The sequence below is a fragment of the Streptomyces sp. NBC_00045 genome (genome assembly GCF_045041095.1).
In the GTDB taxonomy this organism is placed as follows: domain Bacteria; phylum Actinomycetota; class Actinomycetes; order Streptomycetales; family Streptomycetaceae; genus Streptomyces.
In genome coordinates, this window is sequence record NZ_CP108271.1 from 7,560,039 (window position 1) to 7,581,876 (window position 21,838).

Annotated in this window: 20 protein-coding genes and 1 pseudogene; 10 read left to right on the forward strand and 11 right to left on the reverse strand. The window is 73.1% G+C overall.

What is annotated here, in order from left to right; genetic code table 11:
* Positions 1-379: 379 nt before the first annotated feature.
* Entirely contained in the window at positions 380-1,375 is a 996-nt protein-coding gene (locus OHA65_RS34895) for a hypothetical protein (RefSeq protein ID WP_405763226.1), read from the reverse strand.
* Between the two features lie 199 nt (positions 1,376-1,574).
* Between OHA65_RS34895 and OHA65_RS34900 the strand changes: the two genes are divergently transcribed.
* Together OHA65_RS34900 and OHA65_RS34905 are read left to right on the forward strand one after the other, a co-directional pair.
* Positions 1,575-2,114 (forward strand): hypothetical protein, encoded by a 540-nt coding sequence (locus tag OHA65_RS34900; protein WP_327280123.1) that lies wholly within the window; start codon positions 1,575-1,577, stop codon positions 2,112-2,114.
* 235 nt (positions 2,115-2,349) lie between these two features.
* A complete protein-coding gene (locus OHA65_RS34905) occupies positions 2,350-5,553 on the forward strand; it encodes a TIM-barrel domain-containing protein (protein ID WP_327280124.1) in 3,204 nt (1,067 codons plus the stop codon).
* A 12-nt stretch (positions 5,554-5,565) separates the two neighbouring features.
* Here OHA65_RS34905 and OHA65_RS34910 read toward each other — a convergent pair whose 3' ends face one another.
* On the reverse strand, positions 5,566-6,156 hold the full coding sequence (locus OHA65_RS34910) for a DUF6817 domain-containing protein (protein WP_327280125.1): 591 nt from the start codon (positions 6,154-6,156) through the stop codon (positions 5,566-5,568).
* 185 nt (positions 6,157-6,341) lie between these two features.
* On the opposite strand from OHA65_RS34910, the gene OHA65_RS34915 reads away from it, so the two are divergent.
* The gene (locus OHA65_RS34915) at positions 6,342-7,250 is read left to right on the forward strand and encodes a LysR family transcriptional regulator (protein ID WP_327280126.1); all 909 of its coding nucleotides are present in this window, start codon (positions 6,342-6,344) and stop codon (positions 7,248-7,250) included.
* Here the strand turns inward: OHA65_RS34915 and OHA65_RS34920 are convergent.
* The 3 genes and pseudogenes from OHA65_RS34920 to OHA65_RS34930 all read right to left on the reverse strand — a co-directional run.
* Positions 7,233-8,555: pseudogene (locus tag OHA65_RS34920) on the reverse strand (MFS transporter); the annotation flags it as partial. The gene OHA65_RS34915 and the pseudogene OHA65_RS34920 sit on opposite strands and share 18 nt — an antisense overlap.
* The gene (locus tag OHA65_RS34925) at positions 8,552-9,184 is read right to left on the reverse strand and encodes a TetR/AcrR family transcriptional regulator (protein WP_328764656.1); all 633 of its coding nucleotides are present in this window, start codon (positions 9,182-9,184) and stop codon (positions 8,552-8,554) included. The pseudogene OHA65_RS34920 and the gene OHA65_RS34925, both read right to left, overlap by 4 nt.
* A 91-nt stretch (positions 9,185-9,275) precedes the next feature.
* Positions 9,276-10,394: a M20 family metallopeptidase gene (locus OHA65_RS34930; RefSeq protein WP_327280128.1), complete on the reverse strand. Its 1,119-nt coding sequence runs from the start codon at positions 10,392-10,394 to the stop codon at positions 9,276-9,278.
* Positions 10,395-10,503: 109 nt separating this feature from the next.
* Here OHA65_RS34930 and OHA65_RS34935 point away from each other — a divergent pair, with 109 nt between their 5' ends.
* Positions 10,504-10,746: a DUF6158 family protein gene (locus tag OHA65_RS34935; protein WP_327280129.1), complete on the forward strand. Its 243-nt coding sequence runs from the start codon at positions 10,504-10,506 to the stop codon at positions 10,744-10,746.
* A 36-nt stretch (positions 10,747-10,782) separates the two neighbouring features.
* Here the strand turns inward: OHA65_RS34935 and OHA65_RS34940 are convergent, their stop codons facing one another.
* Positions 10,783-10,914 (reverse strand): DUF6126 family protein, encoded by a 132-nt coding sequence (locus OHA65_RS34940; protein ID WP_327280130.1) that lies wholly within the window; start codon positions 10,912-10,914, stop codon positions 10,783-10,785.
* 93 nt (positions 10,915-11,007) lie between these two features.
* On the reverse strand, positions 11,008-12,342 hold the full coding sequence (locus tag OHA65_RS34945) for a tetratricopeptide repeat protein (protein ID WP_328764657.1): 1,335 nt from the start codon (positions 12,340-12,342) through the stop codon (positions 11,008-11,010).
* A gap of 129 nt (positions 12,343-12,471) precedes the next feature.
* Between OHA65_RS34945 and OHA65_RS34950 the strand changes: the two genes are divergently transcribed.
* On the forward strand, positions 12,472-13,845 hold the full coding sequence (locus tag OHA65_RS34950) for a M64 family metallopeptidase (RefSeq protein ID WP_405763229.1): 1,374 nt from the start codon (positions 12,472-12,474) through the stop codon (positions 13,843-13,845).
* A gap of 19 nt (positions 13,846-13,864) precedes the next feature.
* Here the strand turns inward: OHA65_RS34950 and OHA65_RS34955 are convergent, their stop codons facing one another.
* Both OHA65_RS34955 and OHA65_RS34960 read right to left on the reverse strand, forming a co-directional pair.
* A complete protein-coding gene (locus OHA65_RS34955; RefSeq protein ID WP_329315533.1) occupies positions 13,865-15,016 on the reverse strand; it encodes a serine hydrolase domain-containing protein in 1,152 nt (383 codons plus the stop codon).
* Positions 15,017-15,140: 124 nt separating this feature from the next.
* Positions 15,141-15,740, reverse strand: coding sequence for an HPP family protein (locus OHA65_RS34960; protein WP_329315535.1), 600 nt, complete (start codon positions 15,738-15,740; stop codon positions 15,141-15,143).
* A gap of 183 nt (positions 15,741-15,923) precedes the next feature.
* Between OHA65_RS34960 and OHA65_RS34965 the strand changes: the two genes are divergently transcribed.
* From OHA65_RS34965 to OHA65_RS34985, 5 genes are all read left to right on the forward strand, one after another.
* On the forward strand, positions 15,924-16,142 hold the full coding sequence (locus OHA65_RS34965; RefSeq protein WP_329315537.1) for a hypothetical protein: 219 nt from the start codon (positions 15,924-15,926) through the stop codon (positions 16,140-16,142).
* A gap of 65 nt (positions 16,143-16,207) precedes the next feature.
* Complete coding sequence (locus tag OHA65_RS34970; RefSeq protein ID WP_329315539.1) at positions 16,208-17,281, forward strand: GNAT family N-acetyltransferase; 1,074 nt, start codon at positions 16,208-16,210, stop codon at positions 17,279-17,281.
* Positions 17,282-17,791: 510 nt separating this feature from the next.
* Entirely contained in the window at positions 17,792-18,736 is a 945-nt protein-coding gene (locus OHA65_RS34975; protein WP_405758442.1) for an isopenicillin N synthase family dioxygenase, read from the forward strand.
* A gap of 115 nt (positions 18,737-18,851) precedes the next feature.
* The gene (locus OHA65_RS34980) at positions 18,852-20,033 is read left to right on the forward strand and encodes an alpha/beta hydrolase (RefSeq protein ID WP_329315541.1); all 1,182 of its coding nucleotides are present in this window, start codon (positions 18,852-18,854) and stop codon (positions 20,031-20,033) included.
* A 46-nt stretch (positions 20,034-20,079) separates the two neighbouring features.
* Complete coding sequence (locus OHA65_RS34985; RefSeq protein ID WP_327280138.1) at positions 20,080-20,613, forward strand: GNAT family N-acetyltransferase; 534 nt, start codon at positions 20,080-20,082, stop codon at positions 20,611-20,613.
* 98 nt (positions 20,614-20,711) lie between these two features.
* On the opposite strand, the gene OHA65_RS34990 is transcribed toward OHA65_RS34985, so the two are convergent.
* Entirely contained in the window at positions 20,712-21,002 is a 291-nt protein-coding gene (locus OHA65_RS34990; RefSeq protein ID WP_329316505.1) for a hypothetical protein, read from the reverse strand.
* Complete coding sequence (locus OHA65_RS34995; RefSeq protein WP_327280139.1) at positions 20,999-21,733, reverse strand: HNH endonuclease family protein; 735 nt, start codon at positions 21,731-21,733, stop codon at positions 20,999-21,001. The genes OHA65_RS34990 and OHA65_RS34995 overlap by 4 nt, the downstream gene beginning before the upstream one ends.
* Between the last annotated feature and the right edge of the window lie 105 nt (positions 21,734-21,838).

Genomic DNA, 21,838 nt, shown 5'->3' on the forward strand with positions numbered 1-21,838 from the left:
ACCGGCAGGAAGGCCATCCGCGACGGCCCTCTCCCAGCGTGTCGCCAAGGGCAAGTACGGCGGTCGCGAGATCTCGAACCACTCGCCGCCCACATGCGTGGCGGCATGACACCAGGAGCAGGACCAGATCTCTTCTTCCCACGCGGTCGGGGGCACCGGCCACCGCCACATCGCTCGTCCACACACATCACACTTCACAGACGGCTCCTCACACGCCCACGCGATCCGCCCCAAGCCGCTGACATCGCGCCAGTTACCAAGTGGGTTTCCAGATCAAAACGTCCTTCTAGCAGAGCAACAGTCCTGTTGCATGAGAGCGGAGATCCGTTGCCTATCTGAACAGGCACTTTCCACGCTCAACTGGCAGACCCTCTACGCCTCAAACAAGCGGGAGAACCGCCAGCTTGTACGCGGTCGCCCAGTGCGGGTGGCGCGAGCCCGTCCCGGCCGCGGCCTGCTCGGCCAGGCGGTCCAGCTTGACGACGACCCCGTCGATCCCGAACGGCAGCCGGGCCCGCAGGGCCGCGATCCGGTCGACCTGCTCCTGTACCTCGGCGACCGTGGCCACCACCGTCAGCCCCGCCGGGGTCGCCGCGGCCGTCTGGACGCCGGCCGCGGCGACGAAGGCCATCACCTGCGCGTGCGAGGTGTCCGGCAGCACCGCGCCGTCGAGCTCGACCGCGCCGAACGCCCAGAACGTCATCTCCACCGTGTACGGGCGGCCCTTGGCCCGCAGCGTGCCGGCCGCGCCGTTGCGCGCATTGGAAAACGCCCCGGCGCCGTGTGCCGCGCGGATCTCGTTGGCCCGCTCGAACTGGGCGGTGGCCAACAGGACTTCGCCGCGCACCTCGAAGGAGACGTCCGACGCCAGCCGCTCCGGCAGCCCGACGATGGTCCCGATCGCATGGGACACGTCCTCACCGCTCGTCCCGTTGCCCCGGGTGACGAGGCGGACCAGCCGGCCGCCCTCGTACCGGGCCGCCAGCGAGGCCCCGTCGAGCTTCGGCTCGACCACGTAACCGCCCGCGACCGGCGCTCCCAGCCGGCGCACCACCGACGCCTCCCAGTCGCGCAGGTCCTGCGGGTCGAACGCGTTCGCCAGCGAGAGCATCGCCGCCGTGTGGGCCACCTCCCCGGCCGGCACTGCGCCCCCGGCCACCTTGCCGGTCGGCGAGGCCGGGTCGGTGTGCTCCGGGTACCGTTCCTCGTAGGCCTGGACCAGGGAGACCAGGAGGTCGAACGAGGCGTCGTCGAGCAGCGAATCACCGGAGCCGTAGTAGGCGGCGGAGGCCCTGATGGCCGTACCGATCGCATCGGCGTACTCGTCGCGGGTGGTGAGGGCGGAGCCGGCAGGAGCGGTGGTGGTGATCGTCATGCCCCGATACTCATCCAGGGGTCTGACAACGCCCGCCGGCCGGAGCCCCGCCTCCCCTGCGCGGGGGAGGAAGCCGAAGCCGAAGTCACCCCCGGGCACGAGTGGTCGTCGCCCCGAGTGCGGACGTGCTGGTCGGCAGGCCTGTGGAACAGTGCGACGTGAGCCAGTCGTCCGTTGACCGTTCCGGGAGGGTCCGTTCATGTCCGAGGCCGCCGTTCTCCACCCCGAACCCGCAGTAGCCGACGTTCCGCCGCCGTCACGGCGGGTCGTCAGGGCCGCATACGCCTCCGCGTTCTCCGCGACGGTGGGCTTCGTCCCGTTGCACGCGGTGTGGGCGCTCGGCATTGCGCTGTGGGTGGACGAGAGCAAGTTCCGCGACTGGTACGCCGTCGATGGCGGACCCTACCTGTTCGTGCTGTGCGGGCTGGCCGTGATGGCCGGTGTCCTGGCCCTGAGCCTGGTCCGGCCGTGGGGGCTGGTGTTCCCGAGGTGGGTGCCGCTCGTGGCGGGACGCAGGGTCCCGCCACGGACACTGGCCACCACGGCCTTCACGGTCGCGGCCTTACTGCTCCTGTACACCGTCTGGGCCGCGGTCCTGACCGTCGATCAGTGGAACGCCCCCAGCATCTTCAGCCGGTGGATCGTCGTCTACGGGATCCCGCAGTTCCTGGTCTGGGGAATCGGCCTGTTCATCGCCGCACGCTCCTACCACAGCCGGACACGGAGCTCGCGCGGATGACCAGCCGCGATGACTCCCGTACCGAACCTGACCTGGTGGGAAGCGGTTCGGCGGGCCTGGCCCTGAATCCGGCCCTCCCCGAGTGGCTGACGGGGTGACCTGAAAGATGCTCAAAGATGCTTGATTGCAGACTGGTTCGAGCAGAATCCTTCAAGTGATCTCCATGGGCCGCTATCTTGCCAGGCGCATGCCAAAGCGGTGTGTCCGCATTCCGGACCGCACGAGGAGCTGCCCCATGAGACTCATCCGCGTCCCCAGCCGCATCCGCAAGAAGCCGAAGCGGCAGCGCGCCTGCCTGGCCGCCCTGCTCGCCGGCGCCCTCGCCGTCGCGGGTCTGGCCGCTGCCGGCCCGATGGCCCCACCGGCCGCCGCTGCTCCGGCACCCGCCACGGCAGGCAACGCCACCGGCCTCACCCGGTCCGGGAACACCTTCACCGTCAGCACCACCGGCGGCGCCAAGGCCCGCGTGGTCGTCGCCCGCACCGACATCTTCCGGCTCTGGCTCTCGCCCGACGGCTCCTTCACCAACGACCCGGCGGGCTCCGACCTGGCCCCGACCACCGACTTCGGCTCCGTCGACACCGCATTCACCGACGCGGGCGCCTACTACCGGATCACCACCGGAGCCCTGAACATCCGCGTCAACAAGGCCCCCCTGAAGTTCTCCGTCTACCGCGCCGACAATTCCACCCTCGTTTGGCAGGAGACCCAACCCACCTCCTGGACCGGCACCCGGACCACCCAGTACCTGGCCCGCGGTGCCGACGAGCAGTTCTACGGCACTGGCCTGCGCCTCGGTGAATGGGCGCTGCGGGGCAAGACCGTCCCGGTGGCCGTCGACAACAAGTGGCGCGAGAACAACAACGCCAGCCCGGCCCCCTTCTACATGTCCACCAACGGCTACGGCGTCATGCGCAACACCTGGGCCCCCGGCTCGTACGGTTTCAACGCGCCCACCACGCTCACCCACGACGAGAAGCGCTTCGACGCCTGGTACTTCACCGGCGACTCGCTGAAATCCGTGCTCGACGCCTACACCGATGTGAGCGGGAAGCCGTTCATGGCGCCGATGTGGGGCATGGAACTCGGCAACGCCGACTGTTTCAACGCCTCCAACCCGGCGTACCAGGGCGACCACGACCGACTGCGCCACCAGACCACCCCCGACGTGGTCGGCTACGCCACGGACGCCCGCGCCGCCGACATGCCCTCGGGCTGGTTCCTGCCCAACGACGGCTACGGCTGCGGCTACACCGCGCCCCTGAAATCGACGGTCGAGGCCTTGCAGGCCAAGGGCTTCCAGACCGGACTGTGGACGTCCACCGGCCTCGGCTCCATCGCGGACGAGGTCGGCGTCGCCGGCACCCGCGGCGTGAAGACCGACGTGGCCTGGATCGGCGGAGGCTACAAGACCGCGTTCACCGGCGTCCAGCAGGCCGTCGACGGCATCGAGAAGAACTCCGACGCCCGCCGCTACGTCTGGACCGTCGACGGCTGGGCCGGCACCCAGCGCAACGCGGTCGTGTGGACCGGCGACACCAACGGCACCTGGGACGACATGCGCTGGCACGTCCCCGCCATCGCCGGCGCGGGCCTGTCCGCGCTCAACTACGCCTCCGGCGACGTCGACGGGATCTTCGGCGGCAGCCCCAAGACGTACACCCGCGACCTCCAGTGGAAGGCCTTCACGCCCGCCTTCATGACCATGTCGGGCTGGGGCGCGACCAACCCGTCCGCCGGCTACCAGGACAAGCAGCCCTGGCGCTTCGCCGAGCCGTACCTCTCCATCAACCGCAAGTACCTCCAGCTCAAGATGCGGCTGATGCCGTACCTGTACACCATGAGTCGCACCGCACACGAGAGCGGTGTGCCGAGCACGCGCGCGCTGGTCCTGGAGTACCCTGACGACCCGGTGGCTCGCGGCAACCTCACCAGCGGCCAGTTCATGGCCGGTGATTCCTTCCTCGTCGCGCCCGTCGTCTCCGACACCTCGGTCCGTGACGGCATCTACCTGCCCGCCGGGACCTGGACGGACTACTGGAGCGGGAAGACGTACGCGGGCCCGGGCTGGCTGAACAACTACCAGGCGCCTCTCGACACCCTGCCCCTGTTCGTCAAAGGCGGGGCGATCGTGCCGATGTGGCCGCAGATGAACTACTCCGGCGAGAAGCCCGTCTCCACCCTCACCTATGACGTCCACCCGCGCGGCAACTCCTCCTTCAGCCTGTACGAGGACGACGGGCTCACCCGCGCCTACCAGTCCGGCGCGTACGCCCGCCAGCAGGTGGACGTCACGGCCCCCACCGCCGGCTCCGGCACGGTCACCGTCTCCGTCGGGGCCCCCACGGGCAGCTACTCCGGCAAGCCGGCCGCACGCGGCTACGAGTTCACCCTCCACGTGGCCTCCGCCCCGGGAGCGGTGACGGCGGACGGCGCCGCCCTGGCCCGCCAGACGTCCAAGGCCGCCTACGACGCGGCCGCGTCCGGCTGGTACTTCGACCCCGCCGACCGCGGCGGCGTCCTGTGGGTCAAGTCCGGTACGAAGTCCGGAGCGTTCGCCATCACCGTCACGGGCACCTCCGTCCCGGCGGCCGACCCGATCCCGGTCACCTCCGCCCCCGTTCCGCAGTCGGCGTGGTCCCTGGTCTCCACAGACAGCCAGGAGACCGCCGCGGAGAACGGCGCGGCCGCGAACGCCTTCGACGGAAACCCGGGCACGATCTGGCACACCGCCTGGTCCTCGGGCACGCCAGCAGCACTGCCCCACGAGATCAGCATCGACCTCGGGGCCCGCTACGCGGTCGACGCCCTGGGGTACCTGCCCCGTCAGGACGGCGGGGTCAACGGCCGGATCGGAAACTACGAGGTGTACGTCTCCGACACCACCACCGACTGGGGCACACCGGTGGCGACCGGCGCCTTCGACGACACCGCGGCCGCCAAGTCCGTCTCCCTGTCCACGAAGACGGGCCGCTACCTGCGCCTGAGGTCCCTGACCGAAGCCGGCGGCCGCGGCCCGTGGACCAGCGCCGCCGAGATCAGCCTCACGGGGCGCGCGGCCCCGCTCCCGGCCGACGCCACCCTCGTGGGAGCGGCCTCCGCCCGCTGCGCCGACCTGCCGCACAGCGCCACCGCGCCGGGCACCGAACCCACCCTGTACACCTGCCACGGCGGCCCCAACCAGCGCTGGACCCTCGGGGCCGATGGCCGGGTCACCGGCCTGGGCGGGGTCTGCCTCGACGGCACGAGCGCCTCCCGGATCACCGTCCAGACGTGCGGCGCAGCCGCCGGCCAGATCTGGCGGCCGGGGCCGGACGGCAGCCTGCGCACGCTCGGGCAGTGCCTGGCCCCGGTCGGCGCGGGCACGGTGAACGGCACCGGGCTCACCCGCGCCGCCTGCGACGGCAGCGCGGCGCAACGCTGGACCTTCACGCCCTGACGCCGGTCGCGATCAGGACGCGGCGCCGCCGAGCACGGCCCGGCAATCCCGCCGGGCCGGCTCGCTCAGCAGACCCCGCAGCCGGGTGAACAGGGCGAGGAGGTCGGGCCCGTGGGCTGCGCGGAACGCCGGGTCGATCCGGGCGAGGTCCAGTTCGTTCGCGGCGGACAGCTCGGCGAAGTCCCGCCGCGACTGCCGTTCGGGGGAGTGGAAACGACCGGTGAACCGGTCGCGGAACGCCACGGTCGACGGCTCCGTCCCGTCATCGGCGGCGAGCACCGGATAGGAGGCCGAGCGGTCGCATCCGGCATAGAGGTAGACGATCTCCTCGGCCTCCGCCCCGATCACCGCCGCCAGCTCGGCCCGCCGGCCGACCGGCATCAGGGCGGTGGCGAAACCGTCCGTACCGTAGGACGCGTGGCACAGGCCCGCGAGGCACAGCTCGGGCCGCGCTCCCCACGCCCCGAGCTGCGCGCGGACGCGTTCCAGATGCGCGAGCAGGGTTCCGCCGGGGTGGTCGAGCCGGTCGGCGCCGAGCTCGCGCAGCAGCGCGAGGGCGCGCGCCTCCCGGTCCTCGGCGCGTGTCGGTACCGGCATCGGCATGGTCCTTCCTCACGCACGTGCAGGACGGGCGTGGGTCGACACCCGTCCCCGCCCGCGCCGGGTCCGGACCGTGGCGCAGACGGGGACGGGTTGCCGCCCGGGGCCCTGCACCGATCGTTGTCCACCCGTATACCCAAGTCAATCCTCTGATTCCCTATCAAGACCCAAGCGGTAGCTTGGATCTCATGACTCTCGACGACCTCCGCGTGTTCGTGGCCGTCTGCCGGGCCGGCAGTCTCAGCGCAGTGGCCCGCGACCTCGGCTGCACCCAGTCGGCCGTCAGCCAGCACGTCCGCCGCCTCGAAAAACAGACCGGAACCGAGCTGCTGGAGCGGCACGCCCGCGGGGTCGTCCCCACCGGGGCGGGCCGCATCCTCCAAGCGGCCGCCGCCGACGGGATCGCCGGCCTCGACGGCGCCCTGCGCCGCCTCGACGACCTCGTGCGCGGGGACACCGGTTCGGTGCGCATCACCACGGGCGCGACGACCGTACGGCACTTCATGTCCGAGGCCGTCGTGGACTTCCGGCGCCGCCACCCGCAGGTCAGCCTGGAGTTCCAGACCGAGAACTCCAGCCGCAGCTGCTTCGACGCGCTCGCCGCCGACGACCTGGACCTCGCCTGGATCACCATCGGCAGGCCCGTGCGCGGCATCGAGCAGCGCCCGGTGATGGAGCTGCCCTGGGTCCTCGCGGTCTGCGCCGACGACCCCCTCGCCACCCGGCCCCACCTCGCACCGGCCGACCTCGCCGACATCCGCCACATCCGGCTCCCGGAGAACTCCGCGTCCCGCGCCCATCTCGACACCGCCCTCGCGGAATCCGGCATCCGGATTCGGTCGGACACCAGCGTCGCCGACTGGGACACCGCCCTGCTGCTGGCCGAACTCGGCCTCGGCCACGCCGTCGTGCCCGCCCTGCCCGGCTGGCGGGTCCCCGGATCAGACGGCCCGCTGCGCCTCGTCCCGGTCCCGGCCCTGCCCCCGCTCGCCGTCGGCTGGGCCGTGCGCCGCTGGACGGCCCTGTCCCCGCTGGCCCGGGTCTTCGCTGACGACGTCGCCCGCAGCTGCACGGCGCGCGCCGCGCGGCAGCAGTGACGCCGGCAGCAGTCCCACGGCGGCCAGCGCGGCCAGCACGAACAGCGCCGCGGGCGAGGCCCCCGTGCCGGCGGCGCCGCCCGCGGCCACGGCGATGCCGAAGGTCGGACCGACGTTCATCGCCGTCTGCTTGAGCCCGCCGACGACCCCGGCGTAACCGGCCGGGGCGTCCCCGACCACGGATGCGGTCGCGGTCACCATGACAGCGGCGAACCCGGCGCCGAGCACCGCGAACGCCGCCATGACCCCCGGCCCGGACCACGCCGCGCCCAGTCCGCCGACCCCGAGCACGACCAGGCCCGTACCGGTGAGCGCGGTCCGGCGCGGCCCGTACCGGCGCAGCGCCTTCCCGGCCAGCGGGGCACCGGCGACCATGCAGCCGGTCAGCGGGAGCACCAGCAGGCCGGTGGCGAGCGGGTCGAGCCCCCGTACGTCTTGGAGCAGGAAGGTCGCCGTGAACAGCGCCCCGAACATGCCGCCGGAGACGGCCAGCAGCAGTGCGATCGAGGCCGCCACCGGCCGGGACCTCGCAACGGCCTCCGGTACGAGGGGATGCGCGGCCCGGCGTTCGTGCCGTACGAGGGCCAGCGCGAGGGCGGCGGCCACGCCGAGCCCGAGCAGCGTCGGCGCAGCGGTCCAGCCGTGCGCGGGCACGCCGGCCAGCGCGTGCACCAGTACGGCGAGGGCCGCGGCCAGCAGCGCCGCTCCGGCCGGGGCGGGCGGCCCTTCCGGTCCGGTCCGGGGCGGCTCGGGCACCCGTACGGCGAGGGCGAGCGCACCGATCACGAGGGCGATCGGCACGTTCAGCACGAACACGGAACGCCAGCCCGACTGCGCGACGAGCACGCCCCCCAACAGCGGACCGGCCGCGGCGGCCACGCCGATCGCACTGGTGCGCACGGCCACCGGGGAGGACAGCCGTTCGGGCGGGTAGGCGAGCCGCAGCAACGCGAGGGTCGCCGGTTGCAGCAGCGCCCCGAACACGCCCTGGGCGGCACGGAGGGCGATGACCCAGGCCACCCCGGGCGCGAGCGCGATCCCGGCGGAGGCCGCCGCGAAGCCGAGCACGCCGACGAGGAGGAGCCGCGCATGCCCGTACCGGTCACCGAGGCGGCCGGCGAGGACGAGGAACGCGGCCACTGCGAGGAGATAGGCGGTACTGGTCCACTGGACCTGGGCCACGCTCGCCCCGAGGTCACGGCGCAGGCTGGGCTGCGCCACGCTCAGGACGGTGCCGTCGAGGGCGACGAGCATCGCTCCGCCGACGCTGACGAGCAGCGCGATCCGCTGTCGGTGGCCGCTCATGCCGGGACCGGCGCGAGGTGCGCGTCGAGGGCGGCGTCGACGAGCCGTTCGACGCCGGCCGGGTGACCGGATCCGAGGACGAGGGGCAGGCTGCCCCAGGCCCACAGTTGAGCCACGCCGTGCAGATTGGCCCACAGTGCGGCGGCGGTGACCTCGGCGTCTCCGGTGGTCCGGCAGCGCGAGACGAGCCCGACGAGCACGCGGAAGAGCGGGATCGTCGACTCGCGCAGCTTCGGCGGCTGTTGTCCGGTGTCGGCGGGTCCCTCGCTTCCTTCGCTTCCTTCGCTTCCTTCGCTGTCGAGCAGGTCGTGACGGAACATCAGCTCGAACATCCCGCGGTGTTCCAGCGCGTAGCCGACGTACGCGCAGCCGAGCGCCCGCACCTGCTCGCGCGGCGAGGCGTGCGACGCGGTGGCGGCTGCGAACCGGCCTCCGAGGTCCGCGAATCCGCGCCGGGCGATCGCCGAGAGCAGGGCGTGGTGGGTGGGGAAGTAGCGGCGGGGCGCGCCGTGGGAGACCCCGGCCCGGCGGGCGATCTCGCGCAGGCCGAGGGCGGCGGTGCCTTCGGTCAGCACGAGTTCGACGCCGACGTCGATGAGCCGCTCCCGCAAGGGGCTGTCCTGTTCCATGGGCCCGTGTCTACCAGGTCGAGTAGACAGTGTCTACTCGCTGGCCGGCCGCCATCCCTCTCCGGCTGCGGCCGCAGTCGGAGGGCAGGGGCTACGCGTTCCCGTCCGCCGGCGCGTGGTGCAGGGCGTGCACGAGCCCGGCCACGAGGTTCGCCCGCTCGGCCATGGCCCCGATCACCACGTACTCGTGGTCGGCGTGGGCACCGCCGCCGACGGCGCCCAGGCCGTCGAGGGTCGCGACCCCCAGCGCGGCCGTGAAGTTGCCGTCGCTCCCGCCGCCGACCGAGCGTCCTTCGAGGCCGGGGAGCAGTCGCTGGGCCACCGCGAAGAGGCCGGCCGACGCCGTCTGCGGCATCGGGGGGCGCCCGATGGACCCGTGGACCGAGATCTGCGCCTCGGGAAGGTGCGGTGCGAGCGCCGTGAACGCGGATTCGATGCGCTCCTTCTCTTCGGCCGACTCGACCCGGACGTCGACGACGACGGTCGCCCCGGCCGGGACGACGTTGTCCAGGGTTCCCGCGGACGCGACGGTCGGCGTCACGGTCGTGCCGACCTCGGGCCGCCCGAGCGCGGCGATGTCCAGCACCTGGTGGGCCGCCTCGATCAGGGCGTTCACCCCGGCCTCGGGCTCCAGTCCCGCGTGCGAGGCCCGGCCCGCGATGGAGACCTGGAACGTGCCGCACCCCTTGCGGCCGGTCTTCAGGGCTCCGCCCTCGGCGGCGCCTTCGAGCACGAGCACGGCCCCGCAGGCGAGGGCGCGTTCCTCGATGAGGGCCCGGGAGGAGCGGGAGCCGACCTCCTCGTCGCAGGTCACCAGGATCTCGACCCCCGACAGGTCGTCGAGCGCCGCCAGCCCGTGGACGGCCTGCACCAGGCCGCCGAGCATGTCGAAGACCCCGGGGCCGGTCGCATGTCCGTCCTCGACGGCGAACGGGCGGCGTTCGAGGGTGCCGAGCGGGAAGACCGTGTCGTGGTGGCCGAGGATCAGCACCTGGGGTTCGCCGCCGCCCGACCAGTGGACGTGGGGTCCGGCCTCGCCCTCGATGAGGACGGCCTGCCCGCCGAGGCGGCCCTCGATGACGGCGGCGACCGTTTTGGCGGAGGCGCTCAAGGCGTCGAGATCGCGTGAGGGGGACTCGATTTCCACGAGTGTCCGGAGGTCCTCGATCATCGCGTCAACGCTCACGTCGACGGCCTTGCGCATCGTCATGGCGCAAGGGTAGTCGCCGGGGCCGTGGCTCGACGCGCGGCGGAAGCGGTGGCGGCCGGGCCGAAAACGGCACCGGAGGGGATGATGGAGGCAAGGAGGTGCACGGGCCATGGAGGAGCATGACGGCGGTCCGGCGGCGGGCAAGCTGGAGGAAGGCAGACTGCTCAAGGAGCTGGAGGCCATTCACCGGACCCGCCACGAGACCCTGCTGTACGGGTCGGACGAGGCGCTGGTCACCCACACGCAGCGGATGAACGAGCTGGAGCACGAATACGTGCGCCGGCACCCCCAGCGCGCCCAGACGGCGGCGCGGACCCGGTCGGGCGCACGCGCCCGGAGCGGCGAGGACTGAGCGACCCGACTTTTCCGGGGCCGCAGTCTCCGGGCCTCACTTCTTGGCGTGCTCGCCCAGGTAGAACAGCAGCCAGACGAATCCGGCGAACACGTGCGTCCCGAAGATGTAGAAGGACGCGCGCAGCGCGACGCCCTTCTCCTTCCACTTCTCGTTCGTGTCCGGCACAGGGGGCTCCGTTCGGGGTGGACGGGTCGAAGTGAACAGCGTACGTGGATCCCAGAAATAAGACCTTTCTGCCTCGAATGAGACATTCTTGTATTATTTCCGCAGCGGTGAAGCGGGTGCCGGGCCCAGCGTGGTCGTGCCCGGCGCCGCGCGGTGGCCCAGGCCCGTTCGGTAGGCGTCCAGCGCAGCCTCGATCCGGCCCGTGCGCCGCAGCAGATCACCCAACAGTCGGCACAGGTCCGCCAGGTCACCGCTCGCCCCACTGCGTTCCAGCAGGGTCAGCGCCTGCACGTAGTGTTCCTCGGCGGACTCGACCTCCCCGCGCTCCTCAGCCATCAGGCCGAGCAGCCGGTGCGCGCCGCCCGCGTGCACGGCGCCGTGGCTGTCGCCGAGTTCGAGCAGCCCGGACAGCAGCTCGGCGGCCTCCTCGCAGCGGCCCAGCCGGCGCAGCACATCGGCGAGTTCCACCTCGACCTGCGCCGTGTAAAGGGCCGCGTGCCGCGCGGAGAGCATGTCCCTGGCCGTGCGCAACTCCGCCTCCGCCGCGCCGAGATCGCCGTTCTGCGCCTGTACGTACCCGCGCATCCAGTGGCAGTGCGCCAGGTCGGTCCGCAGCCGCAGCTGCCGGTAGATCGCCTGGGCCTTGGCGAGGGAGGCATCCGCGTCGGCCGGCCGGCCCGCAGTGAGGAACGTACGCGCGACCTGCCGGTGCATCCCCGCCACCAGCGCCGGATCGGCCACCTGCGGGGCCAGCGCCAGGGCCAGCTCTGCGGCGTGCGCGGCCCGCGCATGGGCGCCCATGTCGATGTACGGACCGATCACCGCGGCGTAGAGCAGCACGAGCGCCTCGGGATCGGCCAGCCCGTTCGCGTTCAGCTCGTCAATGGTCGATTCGAGCAGGTAGCAGGCGTACCGGAGCTCCCCTGCGAGCAGGTGGGCGACGGCCCGCCCGCGGATCGGGCGGGCCCGGCGCGGCAGCGGCTCGTCCGCCAGCAGCCGCTCGGCCGCCTCGAAGTGCCCGATGGCGTCCGGCAGTTCACCCGCCTCCAGGGCGCAGTCGCCGAGGCCCAGCAGCGCCTCCGCGCGCTCGGCGTCGAGGCCGTGCCGTTCCGCGTCCGTCAGGAGCCGCCGGTAGCGGACGGCGGCCTCGGCCGCGGCGCCGGCCGCCAGCGTCTGCTGCGCGTCGGTGAGGGCCAGTCGTAGCTCGGTGGCCAGATGGGCGGGACGCCCGGTGGTCAGTTCCTCGTACGAGGTGCCGAGCCGCTCCGCGAGGAAGCGCAGCGCCGTCTCCGAGGGCCGGACCTTGCCCGACTCCAGCGTCGAGATGTAGGCGGAAGTGTAGGAGGGCTCCGCCAACGCCCGCTGTGTCAGCCCGCGTTCGGCGCGCATGCGCTGAACCCTGCGGCCGATCTCAGCCGGTTCGTCCATGTAGACCCCCTCGTTGTTCCAACTCCCCATGGTGCATGGGCGGTAGGCCATTGCGCACGTCCCGTGCGCCCCCTAGTTTAAGCAACCGATTCAGCGCACTTATCACGCCGTTTAACGGGGAGAAACTTCATGGACGCGTCCCTCCGCCCGACGCTGCGCGCCACCTTCGCCGCGGTCTGCACGACGGCCCTGCTGCTGGCCGCGGGCCCCCTCGCCGCGGCGGCCGCGGCGCCACCGCCGGTCCCCTCACCGGCCCCGGCCAAGACCGGGACCGGGACCGAGGTGGAGATACCCGGGCCGGAGCACGGCACGGCCGCCGGATCCGGCCACACCCGCGTCCCCGCCGCCGGGCGGGCCAAGGAGCCCCCGCAGCTGTCCGAAGCCGAACGGGCGGCCGACGGCGAGGTCGCCAAGATGGTCGACAACGGCCCGACCGCCGACCGTCTCGACATCGTCGTCGTCGGCGACGGCTACACCGCCGACGAGCAGGACCGTTTCCACGCGGACGCGCGCGCCAAATGGGCCGAGATCACCGCCGTCGAGCCGTACTCCACGTACCGCAACCTCTTCAACGTGTGGACCGTCGACGCCGTCTCCCACGATTCGGGCGTCTCCGGCGACCCCACGCCGGCCACCGTCCGCGACACCGCCCTCGGTTCGTACTTCTGGTGCGAGGACATCGAACGCCTGCTCTGCATAGACCAGCCGAAGGTGGACTCGTACGTCGCGAAGGCGCCGGCGGCCGACCTGGTCCTCGTCCTCGCCAACAGCGCCAAGTACGGCGGCGCCGGCTACAACGAGCCCAGCGCCACCCTCGGCTACGAGGGGATATCCACCGCCTCCGCGGGCAACGCGAAGTCCGGCCAGGTCGCCATCCACGAGACCGGCCACTCCCTGGGCAAGCTCGCCGACGAGTACTTCTACCCCGACACCCCGGGCTACGAGAAGTACGAGGGCCCCGAGCCCGCCGACTCCAACACCTCCACGCTGCCCGCCGACCGGATGGCCGCCGAGCACGCCAAGTGGTACCGCTGGCTCGGTGCGCAGTCGCCCGACGGCGGCACGGTCGGCGCATACGAGGGCGGCGGCTACTACGTCACCGGCCTGTACCGGCCCACCGACGCTTCGATCATGCGCGTGCTGGGCAAGCCCTTCAACCTGCCCGGCACCGAGGCGATGATCGCCGGCTTCTACCAGCACGCGAAGATCGCCACACCGCTCACCCCGACCGGCCGCACCCTGCGGCTGCGCAACACGGCGAAGGTCTCCGTACCGCGGCTGGCCGGTGCGGACGGCCGGCAGCCGGACGTCCGCTGGTACCTGGACGGCCGGGAGCTGAAGCGGTTCGCCGGCCGGTCCGAGGTCGCCGTAGCCGAGCTGTGGCTCTTCGACCTGCGCACGCACAAGCTGTCGGTCACGGCCGAGGACCGTACGCCCTCGGTCCGCGACCCGCAGATCGCCCGCAGCCTGAAGACCACGGTCGACTGGAGCGTCCGTCTGTAGTTCCCGGTCCTCCGGAGGCTCAGGCGCCGGCCGCGTACGTCCAGAACTCTCGCGTCGTGGCGGGCGGGGTCGGACCGGTCATCTCCAGCTGGGTGAGCAGGACCGAGACGGCGCCGGTGGCCGGGGTGACGTGGGCGGCGGTCCCGGTACCGCCGACCCAGCCGTACCTGCCGGGCACGTTCCACGGATCGCTCTGCGTGACGTCCACCGACCCGCCGAACCCCCAACCCTGGCCCTCCAGGAACAGCTCGGCCCCGGCCCGCTGGGCCGGGGTCAGCCAGTCGGTGGTCATCATCCGCACCGACCCGGCCGACAGGAGCCGACCGCGGTCCCCGTCCAGCGCCCCCTCCGCGAGCAGCATCCGGGCGAACGCGTACCAGTCGTCGGCGGTCCCGACCAGGCCGCCGGCGCCGGAGGGGAAGGCCGGGACGCTGCTCCACTGCCCGTGGGGCGCGTCGACCGGTTCGAGGCCGCCGTCGCCCCCGCGGTAGAGGGTCGTGAACCGGCCCAGGTCCCCGGCCGGGACGGCGAACCCGGTGTCCGCCATGCCCAGCGGCTCGAAGATCCGCTCGGCCAGGAACTCGGGCAGCGACTGCCCCGTGACCCGGGCGATCAGTACGCCGAGGATGTCGGAGCAGGTGTTGTACAGCCAGGCCTCGCCCGGCTGGTACAGCAGCGGAATGCGCGACAGCGCCTTCATCCAGGCGTCCGGAGCCGCGACCTGCTGCGGCTGCGGCGGCCCTTGCTTGAGCTCGCTGAACAGCAGGCCGACCGCGGGCAGCGAGAAGTCGGACGGGAACCCGTACCCGGCGCGGAACGTGAGCAGGTCGGACACGGTGATCAGGCGGTCCGCCGGCACCACGTCGTCGACCGGGCTCGCGGGCGTACGGACGACGACGGGCGAGGCCACCTCCGGCAGCCACGGGGCGACCGCGTCGGTCAGGGCCAGCCGGCCCTCCTCCACGAGCATCATCACCGCCGCCGCGGTGACGGGTTTGGTGAGCGAGGCGAAACGGAAGATCGAATCCCGGACCATCGGGGCCGTGCCCTCGGCGTCGGCCGAGCCGACGGCCTCGACCTCCACCCGGTCGCCGCGGGCCACCAGGCCCACCGCCCCCGGCAGCGATCCGCTGCTCACGTGCCGTTCCAGGATGTCGCGCAGGCCGGTCATCACTCCACCTCTCCCGATGCCTCTCCCGAATCGGGACCGGCCGACCCGGCCGACCCCTCGGTAACCAAGACTCCCGCAGCGGAGTGGATTCATCGGCCGGACGCGCGGCGCGCGGCCGGAGCGGTCACCACCAGTAGGCGGGATACTTCGGAGCCTTGCGCCGCACGCGCGAGGCGGCGTACCCGGTCAGGACGAGCAGCACCGTCGCGCCGAACAGCAGGGGGACGAACCGGTCCGGGGCCGGGTTCTGGAGCACGACCACCACGGCGGTGGCGCAGGCGGCGGAGTGCGGGGTGCGCGCGGCCATCAGCAGCGCGAGCGTGACCCCGGCCGCGACGGCCGCCGCCCAGGCGCTGCCGCCGGCGGCAGCGAGGACGCCGTAGCCGACGGCGGCGCCCAGAAGATGGCCCACGACCACACTGCGCGGCTGGGCCAGCGGCAGGGCGGGGGCGCTGTGCACCAGGGCGGCGCTGGCGGCCAGCGGCGGTATGAGCACCGGCTCGTGGATCATCGCCCCGATCCCGACGAGCCCCAGCAGGACCGACGTCACGGCGCTGATGCTGTGGAAGGCGGCCGCGGGCGTGGGGCGCGCGGGAGCCCGGCCGACGGCGAACCGGGGCCGGGGCGACTCGGGGGCGGGGGCCGCGGCGCCGGACGGAGCGGGGGCGGGCTGCGGAGCGGCGGGCTGCGCGGGGGCGGACGGGGGCTGCAAAGCGGTGCTCATGTGCGATTTCCGGGGCAGGACGGCAGGGCGGGTGCGGTCGGGGCGACACGAAGCGGGGTGATCAACCGCCGCCTCGGCCTCGCGCCTGTCCCGGGTACGGCCGACGCAGACCGACCACGAGCTTATCCGTCAGGTGTGGCGCGCCCGTCCCGGGGGAGGGACACGGGTACCGGAAGGACGGCCATGACGAAGTACTCCCAGGACACGGAGCCACCGGCGGACCACGGCCCGCCGGCCGCCCCCGCACCCACCCTCGCATCGACTTTCGTACCCTCCGCCGAAGGCGGAGAGCCGGCCTGCCTGCTCCACCTGGTATGCCCCGACTGCGGACGGCTCGCCGACGAACCGTCCGCCCGGTCCTGCGCCCACTGCGGCGGCCCGCTCCCGGCCGCCGGCCTCTGACCGCTCCGCTGACGCGGCCGATATCCGGTGGTCCGGGCGCGGGATGCGGACCTAGGGTGCCGCGCATGACGATCATGGGCTCCGACGCCGTAGAACGATCCGTATCCCTCACCGCACGGGCGCTGCGGGACGTGGCGCACCTCGACTGGTCCGCCCCCGCCGCCGACCTGGAGTGGAGCTGTTACGACACCGCCGTCCACGTGGCGGGTGACTTCACCGCGTACGCCGCCCAGCTCACCGGGCGCGCGACCGGCGCATACGTCCCGTTCGAGATCAGCGCCGACCCCGGCACCGACCCCTCCGGCCTGATCGAGGTCATCGAGGCCACCGGAGGACTGCTGTGCGCCGCCGTGGCCGTGGCCCGCCCCGGAGTGCGGGCCTGGCATCCGTGCGGCATGGCCGGCCCGGACGGATTCGCGGCGATGGGCGTCGTCGAGACGCTGTTGCACACCCACGACATCCTGGGCGGCCTCGGCGTCCACGGCTGGGAACCCGACGCGGACCTCTGCGAGCAGGTCCTCGACCGGCTCTTCCCGCACGCCCCGCGCGCCGCCGCCCCCTGGCAGTCCCTGCTGTGGGTGTCCGGCCGGACCGAACTCCCGGGTCTGCCCCGCCGCCGGGCCTGGCGCTGGTACAACGAACCCCCGGCCGCCGACCGCGTCGTGCTCTGCGAGATCTCCCCGAACCTCGCCGCCGATCTCCAGGCGGGCGGCACCGGAGGCTTCGCCTGGGCCGAGGACGGCCCCGGCGAGGGCACCCGGGCCGCCGCCGCAATGGTGGCCGAGGCACGGGAGGAGGGCACGCACCGCCCGGGGTGGGGCGCGTACGCCATCGTCCGTACGCAGGACCGGCGCGCGATCGGCGGCATAGGATTCCACGGCGCGCCCGACGCCGACGGGCACGCCGAGGTCGGATACGACCTCGTGCCGTCGGCCCGCGGCAACGGCTACGCCACCGACGCGCTGAACGGACTGACGGCCTGGGCCTTCGGGCAGCCCGGCGTGACCGCGCTGCACGCCTCGGTCGACGAGGACAACGCGCCCTCCCACGGCGTCGTCGGCCGGGCCGGATTCGTGCGGACGGGCTCGACCGAAGGCGGCCTGGCCCGCTACACCCTGCCGGCCCCGGCCCGGGCCTGACGGCACCCGGGAGGCCCGGGCCGGGGCGCCGGCAGTAGCCGCCCCGGCCTGCTCGCCACGCTCACCGGCCACCTCACCGCCGTCAGCTCGGTCGCCTAGAGCCCCGGCGGCGCGGTACTGGCCTCGGGCGGCTTCGACACCACCGTCCGGCTGGCGGGGACCGACCGGGTGCGAGCGTCAGCTCCGGGGCGTGCGCGCACACCGGCCCCCGGATCACCCGCGCCCAGTGGTCCGCGCACCTCCCGTACGTCGCGTACTCGCCACCGTGCAGCGGGCTGGAGCCGGTGCGTCCACGGGGCCCGGCGGGAGCGCGGGGCGATAGCCTCGGGAGCGGAAGCCCGACACCGGCGTGGAAGGCAGGTCCCGATGGCGAGTTCCACTGATCCCCCGAGCTCTGCTCGTCCCCCGGGTTCCACCGCTTCGCCGGGCCGTGACGGTTCGCCGCGCTCCGCGGATTCCCCGGCCGCAGCCGGTCCCGCGGACTCCGCTCCCGCCCGCTCCCGGGTCCCCGTGATCGACCTCGGGCCGTGGCGCTCCGGCGACCCCGACACGCGGGAGCGGACCGCCGCCCGCGTCGACGAGGCCCTTCGGGCCGCCGGGTTCCTGCTGGTCACCGGGCACGGCGTGGACCCGCGGCTGCCCGCGCGGATCCGGGAGGCCGCCAAGGAGCTCTTCCGGCTGCCGGCGAAGGCCAAGCAGCCGTACGCGGTCGCGGTCGGCGGCCGCGGCTGGCTCGGCCCCGGCGCCGAGGCCAACAGCTACGCGGAGGGGGCCGCATCGCCGCCCGACCTCAAGGAGTCCTGGTCCTTCGCCGCGGACGTCCCCACCGGGGACCCGGCCGTGGACGCCGAATGGTTCCGCCCGAACACCTGGCCGGCCGAGGTGCCCGCGCTGCGGCCGCTGGTCGTCGAGTACCTCGCCCGGATGCGGGCCCTGTCCGACGAGCTGCTGGAACTCCTCGCCACCGCCCTCGGCCTCGCCGCGGACCACTTCACCCGCCACACCGGACACCCCACCTGGGGGTTCAACCTCAACTGGTACCCGGGCACCGAAGTGCTCGGCGAGCCCCTGCCCGGCCAGTTCCGCATCGGCGCGCACACGGACTTCGGCACGGTCACGGTCCTCGACCGCCAGCAGGGCTCGGGCGGGCTCCAGATCCACACCGACGCCGACGGCTGGCAGGACGCCCCGTACGATCCGGCCGCGCTCACCGTCAACATCGGCGACCTGATGGCCCGCTGGACGGGGGACCGCTGGCGCGCGGGCCGCCACCGGGTGCTGCCGCCGCCCGCCGACGCTCCGGGCGAGGAACTCGTCTCGCTCGTCTACTTCTACGAGTGCGACGCGCACACCCGGGTCGAGTCGCTGCCGGCGCCGGTCGGCCGGGTGGTGCACGAGCCCGTGGACTCCCACACGTACCTGCGGGCGAAACTGGACGCGATCACCGTGTCCTGAGACGGCCATCTCCTTCCGGAGGGCGACGCGGCCACGGCCGACCTCCCTCCGGAGGAGGGCCGCTTCCTCCTGCGAGGTGATGATCACCCCTCGGCGCCCGCTTAGGTTCGACCACATGAACCGAATGCGAGCCACTGCCTCCGTCGCCTTACTCGCCCTGCTACTGCCCCTGCCGCTCGCCGTCGCCGGCACTGCCGCGGCCGCCCCGCCGCCCGCCGTCTCCGCCGCGGACACCGGCGTGGTGCTGCCGGAACTCCCGCGCCCCACGGGAAGGTTCTCGGTCGGCCAAGAGACCCTGCACCTGGTGGACCGCAGCCGGACCGACCCGTGGGCGGGGTCCGGTCCGCGCGAGCTGATGGTGACCATGCGCTACCCGGCCCAGCGTGGCACCGGCGGCCCGGTGCGCCCCTGGCTCACGGCCGAGGAGGCCCGGCTGCTGCTCGCCGACCGGGGGCTGGAGCAGGCCGTCGCGGTCGAGAGCCTGACCGGCACCAAGGCCTACGCCCGCTCCGACGCCCGTCCGGTGGCCGGCCGGTACCCGCTGATCGTCATGTCGCCCGGATTCACCGTCCCGCGCGCCACCCTGACCTCCCTCGCCGAGGATCTCGCCTCCCGCGGCTACGTGGTCGCCGCCGTGGACCACGCGTACGAGACCTCCGGGACGGCTTTCCCCGGCGGCCGCGTGCTGACCTGCCTGGCGTGCGAGAAGGCCGGCAGCCCGGAGGGCCGCACCCAGGTCACCGACAACCGGGCCCGTGACGTGTCCTTCCTGCTGGACCGGCTCACCGGCCGCCACCCGGCCTGGCGCAACGCCGACCTCATCGACCCGAAGCGGATCGCGATGGCCGGGCACTCCATCGGCGGCTCGGCCGCGGTCGCCGCCATGGCGGCCGACCCGCGGATCCGCGCCGGGATCGACATGGACGGCGGGTTGTTCTCGCCGGTGCCGGCGGGTGGGCTCGGCGGCCGGCCCGTCATGCTGCTCGGTTCGCAGGAATCCCGCCCCGGCAACACCGGCACCGACGAGTACGGCTGGGACCCCAACTGGAAGCGGCTCGACGGCTGGAAGCGCTGGATCACCTTCGACGACTCGAACCACTTCACCTTCACCGACTGGCCCACCATGAGCGACCAGCTGGGGCTGCCGAGGTCGTCGCCGCTGCCGGGTGCGCGTTCGGTCGACCTGACCCGGCGCTACGTCGGCGCCTTCTTCGACCAGCACCTGAAGGGCGTGCCGCAGCCGCTGCTGGACGGCCCGGGCCGCGACGCGCCGGAGGTCCGCTTCCACACCCCGTGACCCGGCCCGATTACCCCTGGTCGGCGGTGTTCGGCAGGATGGGGGCATGACCGAGATCCGCACGCCCCGACTCCTCCTCCGCCGCTGGACCGACGACGACCTCGTCCCCCTGTCGGAGATCAACGCCGACCCGGACGTGATGCGCTGGATCGGTGACGGCTCGACCCTCGACATCGACGGTGCCGCCGAGGAGATCGAGCGCTGGGAGGAGGAGTGGGACGACGAGGGCTTCGGCGTCTTCGCCGTCGAGCTGCTCGCGTCGGGCGAGCTGATCGGGGCGGTCGGGCTGACCGTGGCGCAGTCCCCGCAGGAAGTGCGGGATTTCGTGGCGATCAGCTGGCGGCTCGGTCGGCAGTACTGGGGCCAGGGCTACGCCTCCGAGGCCGCGCAGGCCACCTTGGAGTTCGCCCTCCAGGACCGCGGACTCGACCGGGTGATCGCGGTCAACCGGTCGGGCCACGAGGAGTCCGAGAACGTGATCCGCAAGCTCGGCATGGTGGCGGACCTCGACACGACGGACCCGGAGCACGGCCACCTGCTCCAGGTGTACAGCATCGACCTGACGGAGTACGAGGCCTGACCTCGGCCCGTACTCACGCTTGCCCGGCCACCGGCCACCGGCCACCGGCCACCGGCCACCGGCCACCGGTTCCCGGTCTCCGGCTCCCGGTCTCCGGCTCAGCCGGGGCCGGGGGCCGTACCCGGGGCCCGTGCGGCGTGGCCCGCGCGGACCGCGGCGAGCGCGGCGGCGTGGACGGCCGCCGGGTCGCCGTGGTGCGGGACCGGGCTGCCGGTCAGCACGTACCACTCCTCCGCGTCCTTGTACTGGACCTCGATCCAGACCGAGTGGCCGCCCGCGGCCACCTTCGTCCGGACGGTCAGCGGGCCCGTGACGACGCCGACTTCGTCGGTCATCGCCCCGCCGGGCCCGGCGAGTACGTCGTCCTGCCACTGCTGGCGTCCGGTCATGTCGTGCACGTGTCCAGCATCGTCCCGAGCATCTTCTTCTCCGGTTCGGTGACGGTCAGGCCGTAGGTGGACTTCACGGTGGTCCAGGCCCGCCCGTACTGGCACCAGCTCGCCTTGTCCGGCGGCTGCCACAGGTCGGGGCTCTGGTCGCCCTTGGACCGGTTCGTGGCCGCCGTCACCGACAGCAGCTGGGGGTGGGTGAGGTCGTTGGCGAAGGCCTTGCGCCGCGCGGCGTCCCAGTCGGCCGCACCCGAGCGCCAGCCCTCCGCGAGGGGCACGATGTGGTCGATGTCCATCTTCGAGGCGTCGGTGACCACCGCGCCGTCGTACAGGCTCTTCCAGGTGCCGGAGACCGCCTTGCACTCGGAGTCCTGGGCGACGTCCTTCCCGTCACGCTTGAGGACGACCTCGCGGGTGTCGCACTTGGCGCCCTGCTCGGCCCAGTGCGTGAACTTGGCCCGGCTGTAACCGGCCATGGTGCCGGGCTGTGCGACCTTCAGTGCGGCCAGCTGGGTACGGGCCGCCTGGACGGTCACCATGCCGGGCAGCACGTCCCCGGCAGCCGGTTTGGCGTCCCCGCCCCCGGGAGCGGAGTGCGACGCGCCGGCCGGGCCCGGTGGCGCCGACGGCTTCGCGTCCTTGCCGGCCGTACCGGTTCCCGAGCACCCGGCCACGGCCAGCAGCAGCGAGGCCGCCAGGACCGCACCGCGTACACGTATCTGACGTCCCATGAACCCACCCCGCGCCGGCTCCGCACATTGTCGCGGAAAGACTACCCAGAACCGGACATTCAACCGGACGTCACATCGGACACCCAACCGGCCGCGCCCCCCACC